A 7,660-nucleotide genomic window follows, 5' to 3' on the forward strand; every position below is an offset into this window, starting at 1 on the left:
CGCAGGACGCGCCGGCTTTTCGTTCTTGGTCTCAGCCATCGCCATAGGTTCTAGACCGCCGTGGATTGGCCATCGCGCGCGAAGCGCACAGACTTAGCCAGGGATTCAGCTTTGGAAAGAACTCGCTGGGTCACGTCTTCGTTTCTCTCCCGGGCCGCGGCGACCTCGTCGACGAGGGCGGAGCCGACGACGACCGCGTCGGCGACCTTAGCTATGGCCGCAGCCCTTTCCGAAGTCTTGATTCCGAAACCGACCGCCACCGGCAGCCCGGAAGCGCGGCGGACGCGCTCGACATGCGGCGCGACGGCGGCGGCGTCGGCTTCCTTCACCCCGGTCACCCCGGCGACCGAGACGTAGTAGACGAAGCCGGAGGTGCGCCCCACGATGGTCGCCAGGCGCGCGTCGTCGCTGGTAGGGGTGGCGAGGCGGATCAGCGACAGACTGTTGGCGTCGAGCGCGTCGGCCAGGGGTGCGGCCTCTTCCGGCGGGCAGTCGACGACGATCATTCCGTCGATCCCGGCCGCCGCCGCGTCAGCGGCGAAGGCGGCGAAGCCCCAGTTCAGCAGCGGGTTCATGTAGCCCATCAGGATGATCGGCGTGTCTGCGTCGCCCCGGCGGAATTCGGCGGCCAGTTCCAGCACGCCCTTCAGGTTCATGCCGGCGGCGAGCGCCCGTTGGGCCGCGCGCTGGATCGGCGGCCCCTCGGCCATCGGGTCGGAGAACGGGAAGCCCAGTTCGATGATGTCGGCGCCGGCCGCCGGCAGACCCTTGAGGATCTTCAGCGCCGTCTCGCGGTCGGGATCGCCGGCCATCACATAGGCGACGAAGCCGGCGCGGCCTTCCTGCTTCAGCCGTGCAAAGCGGGCGTCGATGCGGGCGGTGGTCAAATCCGGCGTCCCTAGATCTGACGGCCAAGGTGAGCGGCGACGGTGGCGACATCCTTGTCGCCGCGACCGGAGAGGTTCAGCACCACAATGCCGTCCTTGCCGACCTCCTTCACCACGTCCGGCAGGCGGGCCAGGGCATGGCTGCTTTCGATGGCCGGCAGGATGCCTTCCAGCTTCGAGAGCAGCATGTAGGCCTCCAGCGACTCCGCGTCGGTGGCGGTCAGGTAGGTGGCGCGGCCGACGTCGTGCAGCCAGGAATGCTCGGGCCCGATGCCGGGGTAGTCGAGACCGGCGGAGATCGAATGCGCCTCCTCGATCTGGCCGACGTCGTCCTGCAGCAGATAGGTGAGGTTGCCGTGCAGCACGCCGGGGCGGCCGCCGTTGATGGCGGCGGCGTGGCGGCCTGAGTCCATGCCCTCGCCGGCCGCCTCGACGCCGAACAGCCTGACCTCGGCGTCGTTGAGGAAGGGGTGGAAAATGCCGATGGCGTTCGAACCGCCGCCGACGCAGGCGACAACCGCGTCGGGCAGCCGGCCTTCGAGCTCCACCACCTGTTCGCGCACCTCCTGGCCGATCACCGCCTGGAAGTCGCGGACCATGGCCGGATAGGGGTGCATGCCGGCCGCCGTGCCGATCAGGTAGTAGGTGTCGTGGACGTTGGTGACCCAGTCGCGAAGCGCCTCGTTCATCGCGTCCTTGAGGGTCGCCGAGCCCGAGGTCACCGGCCGCACGTCGGCGCCCAGCAGATTCATGCGGAAGACGTTCGGCTTCTGCCGCTCGACGTCCACCGCGCCCATGTAAACGACGCAGGGCAGGCCGAAGCGGGCGCAGACAGTGGCCGTGGCGACGCCGTGCTGGCCGGCGCCGGTCTCGGCGATGATACGCGTCTTGCCCATCCGCCGGGCCAGCAGGATCTGGCCCATGCAGTTGTTGATCTTGTGCGAGCCGGTGTGGTTCAGCTCCTCGCGCTTCAGGTAGATGCGCGCGCCGCCGTAGTGGGCGGTCAGCCGCTCGGCGAAATAGAGCGGGCTCGGCCGGCCGACGTAGTGCCGCAGGAAGCTCCTGAGCTCGGTCTGGAAACTTTCGTCCGCCTTGGCCGCCTCATAGGCCGCCGTCAGCTCGTGGACCAGCGGCATCAGGGTTTCGGGCACGTAGCGGCCGCCGAAATCGCCAAAGCGTCCCTCGGCGTCGGGATAGGCGGTGTAGTCGTTTGGGCGGGCGGGCGAGGTCAAGGGCCGAATCAGGCTCGTGCGGCGGCGTTGAGGAACGCCGTGATCAAGGCCGGGTCCTTTAGGCCGGGACCGCGCTCCACGCCAGAAGAAACGTCCACCAGCGGGGCGCCGGACCGGCGGACCGCCTCCGATAGATTCCACGGGTCCAGGCCACCGGCGAGGAACCATGGCCGCTGGAAACGCCGGCCGGCCAGCAACGTCCAGTCGAAGCTGTGGCCGGTGCCGCCCGGCAGGACGGCGCCCTTTGGCGGGCGGGCGTCGAACATCAAGTGCTCGGCGACGGTCTCATAGGCCCCGGCGGCGGCGAGGTCAGAGGCTTCGGAGACCGGCAGGGCCTTGATCACGCCGACGCCAGCCCGCTGGCCGACCTCGCGAACCCGGGCGGGGGTCTCGGCGCCATGCAGCTGGATGAGATCGGGGGCGAGGCCTTTGACCACCTCGTCGATCTGGGCGTCGCTCGGATCGACCAGCAAGGCGACGATCTTCGCCCGGGCCCGCGCCGGCTCGGCCAGTCGGCGGGCGGCGTCGGCGGCGATATTGCGCGGGCTCTTGGGGAAGAACACGAAGCCGAGAAATCCGGCGCCGCCTTCGAGGCTGGTCCGCACCGCCTCGGGCGTCGACACCCCACAGATCTTGGCCGTCACGCTCATGGCCGGGAATTAGGGGATGAGGCGCAGGATCGGCAAGGCCGAAGCGCCCCCAGGGAGGTCGGTGTCAGCCCCGCGCTTTCAGGAGGTCGCGGATTTCGCCGAGGAGGGCCTCCTGCGCGGTCGGCGCGGGCGGGACTTCCGGGCCTTCTTCGGCCTGTCGCCGACGCAGGGCGTTGATCAGCTTGACCAGCAGGAAGACCGCCCAGGCGACGATAAGGAACTTGATGCCCGCGTTGATGAGGGCGCCGTACTGAATCGCCACGAGTTCGCTGGCTTCGGTGGCCGGATCGTCCGGCTTGAGCACGACCATCAGCCGGGAGAAGTCGACGCCGGCGGTCAGCAGCCCGATCGGCGGCATCACGACCTGGTCGACCAGGACCTTGACGATGTCGTTGAAGGCGGCGCCGATGATCACCCCGACCGCCAGGTCGACGACGTTGCCGCGGGCGATGAACTCACGGAATTCCCCGACCCAGCCAGACATCGGCAGCGCTCCTATTCGTCGACGGCGTTCAGTCGCTCGCGCAGTTCCTTGCCGCTCTTGAAGAACGGCACGTGCTTGGCCCGCACGTCCACAGGCTCGCCGGTGCGCGGATTGCGGCCGGCGCGGGCGTCGCGCGAGCGAACGGACAGGGCGCCGAAGCCACGTAGCTCCACCCGGCCGCCGTTCTCCAGGGCGACGATCATCCGCTCCAGGACCACGCCGACCACGCGCTCGATGTCGCGTTGGGTCAGGTGCGGGTTCTCTTCGGCGAGTTTGGTGATCAGCTCGGACTTGATCATGCGGCCTTCTAGGGGAGTGAGCGGCGCGACCATGAAAGACTCCGCCTTTGGATTCAAGGCGGAAAGAGGGTTTACGGCGCAGCTCGAACGAAAGCGGCGGCCCGGTCGCCCGGGCCGCCGCCAACCTCGGCCGTAAAGGCCGATCAGTCCTTCTGGGCCTTTTCGCGGAGAGCCGCGCCCAGGATGTCGCCGAGCGAGGCGCCGGAGTCCGACGAGCCGAACTGCTCGATGGCTTCCTTTTCCTCGGCCATTTCGAGCGACTTGATCGACAGCGAGACGCGGCGCGCGGCCTTGTCCACGTTGGTGATCTGAGCGTCGACGCGGTCGCCCACGGCGAAGCGCTCGGGGCGCTGGTCGGCGCGGTCGCGCGACAGGTCCGATTTGCGGATGAAGGCCGTCATCGGGGCGTCGTCTTCACCGAAGCGGACTTCGATGCCGCCGCTGGTGACCTCGGTCACCTGGACGGTGACGGTCTGGCCCTTGCGGAAGCTGTCGCCCTGCATCGGGTCGCCGGCGAGCTGCTTGATGCCGAGCGAGATGCGCTCCTTCTCGATGTCGACGTCAAGAACGCGGGCCTTCACCACATCGCCCTTGTTGTACTTGGCGATGGCTTCTTCGCCCGACACGGCCCAGTCGAGATCCGACAGGTGCACCATGCCGTCGATGTCGTTGTCGAGGCCGATGAACAGGCCGAACTCGGTGGCGTTCTTGACTTCGCCCTCGACGGTCGAGCCGACCGGGTGCGCTTCCAGGAAGGCGTCCCAAGGATTGGCCATGGCCTGCTTCAGGCCGAGCGACACGCGACGCTTGGACGGATCGACGTCCAGGACGACCACGTCGACTTCCTGCGAGGTCGACACGATCTTGCCCGGGTGGACGTTCTTCTTGGTCCAGGACATTTCGGAGACGTGCACCAGGCCCTCAACGCCGGCTTCCAGCTCCACGAAGGCGCCGTAGTCGGTGATGTTGGTGATGCGGCCGGTGAACTTCGCGCCGACCGGGTACTTGGCTTCCACGCCGTCCCACGGATCGGACTGCAGCTGCTTCATGCCGAGCGAGATGCGCTGGGTGTCCGGGTTGATCTTGACGATCTGGACCTTCACCGTGTCGCCGACGGCGAGCACCTGGCTCGGGTGATTGACGCGCTTCCAGCTCATGTCGGTGACGTGCAGCAGGCCGTCGATGCCGCCGAGGTCCACGAACGCACCGTAGTCGGTGATGTTCTTGACCACGCCTTCGCGGACTTCGCCCTCTTGCAGCTGGCTGACCAGCTCGGTGCGCTGTTCGGCGCGGGCTTCTTCCAAGATGGCGCGACGCGAGACGACGATGTTGCCGCGCGGACGGTCCATCTTGAGGATCGCGAAGGGCTGTTCCTTGCCCATCAGCGGACCGACGTCGCGGACCGGACGGATGTCGACCTGCGAGCCCGGCAGGAAGGCCGAGGCGCCGCCGAGGTCGACGGTGAAGCCGCCCTTCACGCGGCCGACGATGGCGCCCATCACCGGCTCGTTGCGCTCGTACACCGCTTCAAGGCGCGTCCAGGCTTCTTCACGACGGGCCTTGTCGCGGCTGATGACGGCCTCGCCCATCGCGTTCTCGACGCGCTCGAGGAACACCTCGACGGTGTCGCCGGCCTTCAGGGCGGGCTTGTCTTCGCCCGGCGCGGAGAATTCCTTCAGCGGCACGCGGCCTTCGGTCTTCAGACCGACGTCGACAATGGCGAAGTCCTTCTCGATGGCCACGACCTTGCCGTGGACCACTTGGCCTTCCATGAAGTCGCGCCCGCCGAGGGACTCGTCGAGCAGCGCGGCGAAGTCGTCGCGCGAGGGGTTGAGGCTCATATCGTCAGCCATAGGTGTCTTTCGTCTCGAATGACGGCGGGGTCCCGAAGGCATGAGCCGTCGGGCGGAGTCCCAGCGTCGGGTTAGGGGTTGCAAACCGAAGGCGCGGGGACCCGCGCGGTGAAATCTGCCCGCAGCGACCGAGGGAAAGGCGCGGTTGGATTTGCTAGCTAGGAAGTTTCCCAGCGGGCGCGCGCCGCCTCGACGATGCGGCGGGCCGCATCGGCGGCCTGTTCTATAGTCATTTCCGAGGTGTCCAGCAAGACGGCGTCCGGCGCCGGCCTCATCGGCGCCGCGGCGCGGCCCCCATCCCGCTCGTCACGCTTGCGGATGTCGTCGAGGATTTCGGCGAAGCCCACCGCCTCGCCCTGGGCGGTCAGCTGCTTCCAGCGGCGGTCGGCGCGGACCTCCGGCGCGGCCGTGACGTAGAGCTTGGCCGGCGCCTCGGGACAGATCACCGTCCCCTGGTCGCGACCGTCGAGCACGGCCCCGTCCGGCTGGCGGGCGAAGGCGACCTGCAGGTCCTTGAGCGCCGCGCGAACGTCCGGGTGCACGGCCACGCGGCTTGCCGCCTCGCCGGCGCCGCGGGTGCGGAAGTCGGGATCGGCGAGCTGGTCGGCGGTCAGCCGGCGGGCGATCGCGGCGCTCGCCAGCGCATCCTCGAGGTCGATCCCGCCGCGCTGCGCCAGCACGCCGACGGCTCGGTAGAGCAAGCCGGTGTCGAGCATCGGCAGGCCATAGGCGGCGGCGAGCCGCCCGGCGACCGTGCCCTTGCCGGAGGCGGCGGGCCCGTCGACGGTGATGACGAACGGCGGCTTCACGCCGCCTCTTCGATCTCGGCCCCAAGGCCAGCCATGAGCCCGACGAAGCCCGGAAAGCTGGTGGCGATCATCCCGGGCTCGTCGACGGAGACGGGTTGCTCTGCGGCGAGGCCCAGCACGAGGTGCGACATGGCGATGCGATGGTCGCCGTGGGTCGTCACGCGCGCTCCGCCGCGAACGCCGCCCTTGGGCCCGCGGCCGACGACTGTCAGGGTCTCCGGCTCCTCCTCGACCTCCACGCCGCAGGCGCCAAGGCCCGCCGCCATCAGAGCGATGCGGTCGCTCTCCTTGACCCGCATCTCGCCGACGCCGCGCATGACGGTGCGACCGGTGGCGAAGGCGGCAGCGACGGCGAGGATCGGGTACTCGTCGATCATCGACGGCGCCCGCTCAGGCGGCACCTCGACGCCGGTCAGCTCGGAATAGCGGGCCGTGACGTCGGCCACCGTCTCGCCGCCCTCGTCGCGAACGTTGGTGACCGACAGGTCAGCGCCCATGTCGCCGAGGGTGTCGAGCAGACCGATACGCAGCGGGTTAAGCAGCAGCCCCTCGACCGTCACCGCCGAACCCGGGGTGATCAGCGCGGCGACCAACGGGAACGCGGCCGAGGACGGATCTCCCGGCACGTGGACGCGTGTCCCGCGCAGCTTCTGCCCGCCGGGCAGGACGATTCGGCGACCGGCGCCTTCCTCGCTTACCAGGACTTCGGCGCCGAAGCCGCGCAGCATCCGCTCGGTATGGTCGCGGGTCGCCTCGGGCTCGATCACCTCGGCGCCGCCGTCGGCGTGGAGGCCGGCCAGCAGCACCGCCGACTTCACCTGGGCGGACGGCTCGGGCAGGCGATAGGACGTCCGCTTCAGACCGCCGCCCTTCAGAGTCAGCGGCAGACGGCCGTTCTGCCGGCACAGCCAGGTCGCCCCCATCTGGCCGAGGGGCTTCAGCACCCGGTTCATCGGCCGGCCGCGCAGCGATGCATCGCCGGTGAAGGTGGCGCAGAGGTCGAAACCGGCGGCCGCGCCCATGATCAGCCGCACTCCGGTGCCGGCGTTGCCGCAGTCGACCACCTCGGCAGGCTCCGAGAAGCCGCCGCGGCCTTCGACCCGCCAGCGGCCATGACCGAGACGCTGAACGTCGGCGCCGAAGGCGGCCATCGCGGCGGCGGTGCGCTTGACGTCGTCGCCTTCGAGCAGTCCCTCGATCTCGGTGACCCCGTCGGCGAGAGCGCCCAAGATCAGGGCGCGGTGCGAGACGGACTTGTCCCCCGGGGCCCGCACCACACCCTTCAGCGGACCGCTCCGCCGGGCGCTCAATCCCGCCGTCATGCCCAAATCCGAAGCCTCCGCACGCCTGAAATCCCCAAGAGGGGGATTGCTTTGACAGCCGCTCTCACGCGTGGCAAGGGAGCCCGCTTCCTTAAGAACCCCTTCTGAGAGGGCTGCCTCACTT

At 69.0% G+C, this 7,660-nt stretch carries 8 protein-coding genes; all 8 read right to left on the reverse strand.

What is annotated here, in order from left to right; translation table 11 throughout:
* Positions 1-50: 50 nt before the first annotated feature.
* The 8 genes from trpA to aroA all read right to left on the reverse strand — a co-directional run bounded on the left by trpA (position 51) and on the right by aroA (position 7,536).
* Positions 51-887: a tryptophan synthase subunit alpha gene (gene trpA, locus ACILRF_RS12990; RefSeq protein ID WP_395673544.1), complete on the reverse strand. Its 837-nt coding sequence runs from the start codon at positions 885-887 to the stop codon at positions 51-53.
* A gap of 11 nt (positions 888-898) precedes the next feature.
* Entirely contained in the window at positions 899-2,119 is a 1,221-nt protein-coding gene (gene trpB / locus ACILRF_RS12995; RefSeq protein ID WP_395673546.1) for a tryptophan synthase subunit beta, read from the reverse strand.
* A gap of 8 nt (positions 2,120-2,127) precedes the next feature.
* Entirely contained in the window at positions 2,128-2,769 is a 642-nt protein-coding gene (locus tag ACILRF_RS13000) for a phosphoribosylanthranilate isomerase (RefSeq protein WP_395673548.1), read from the reverse strand.
* Between the two features lie 64 nt (positions 2,770-2,833).
* Positions 2,834-3,253: a large-conductance mechanosensitive channel protein MscL gene (gene mscL, locus ACILRF_RS13005; protein ID WP_395673550.1), complete on the reverse strand. Its 420-nt coding sequence runs from the start codon at positions 3,251-3,253 to the stop codon at positions 2,834-2,836.
* Positions 3,254-3,264: 11 nt separating this feature from the next.
* Positions 3,265-3,552, reverse strand: coding sequence for an integration host factor subunit beta (locus ACILRF_RS13010; RefSeq protein ID WP_395673552.1), 288 nt, complete (start codon positions 3,550-3,552; stop codon positions 3,265-3,267).
* Between the two features lie 143 nt (positions 3,553-3,695).
* Positions 3,696-5,405: a 30S ribosomal protein S1 gene (gene rpsA / locus ACILRF_RS13015; RefSeq protein ID WP_395673554.1), complete on the reverse strand. Its 1,710-nt coding sequence runs from the start codon at positions 5,403-5,405 to the stop codon at positions 3,696-3,698.
* Positions 5,406-5,563: 158 nt separating this feature from the next.
* On the reverse strand, positions 5,564-6,214 hold the full coding sequence (gene cmk, locus ACILRF_RS13020; protein WP_395673556.1) for a (d)CMP kinase: 651 nt from the start codon (positions 6,212-6,214) through the stop codon (positions 5,564-5,566).
* A complete protein-coding gene (aroA, locus tag ACILRF_RS13025; protein ID WP_395673558.1) occupies positions 6,211-7,536 on the reverse strand; it encodes a 3-phosphoshikimate 1-carboxyvinyltransferase in 1,326 nt (441 codons plus the stop codon). The genes cmk and aroA overlap by 4 nt, the downstream gene beginning before the upstream one ends.
* Between the last annotated feature and the right edge of the window lie 124 nt (positions 7,537-7,660).

It is taken from the genome of Phenylobacterium sp., assembly GCF_044236515.1.
In the GTDB taxonomy this organism is placed as follows: Bacteria; Pseudomonadota; Alphaproteobacteria; order Caulobacterales; family Caulobacteraceae; genus Phenylobacterium.

Excerpts from the sequence above, each read along its gene's own strand:
- aroA (WP_395673558.1), bottom strand. The coding sequence starts at position 7,536 with ATGACGGCGGGATTGAGCGCCCGGCGGAGCGGTCCGCTGAAGGGTGTG.
- ACILRF_RS13010 (WP_395673552.1), bottom strand. The coding sequence starts at position 3,552 with ATGATCAAGTCCGAGCTGATCACCAAACTCGCCGAAGAGAACCCGCAC.
- rpsA (WP_395673554.1), bottom strand. The coding sequence starts at position 5,405 with ATGGCTGACGATATGAGCCTCAACCCCTCGCGCGACGACTTCGCCGCG.
- ACILRF_RS13000 (WP_395673548.1), bottom strand. The coding sequence starts at position 2,769 with ATGAGCGTGACGGCCAAGATCTGTGGGGTGTCGACGCCCGAGGCGGTG.
- mscL (WP_395673550.1), bottom strand. The coding sequence starts at position 3,253 with ATGTCTGGCTGGGTCGGGGAATTCCGTGAGTTCATCGCCCGCGGCAAC.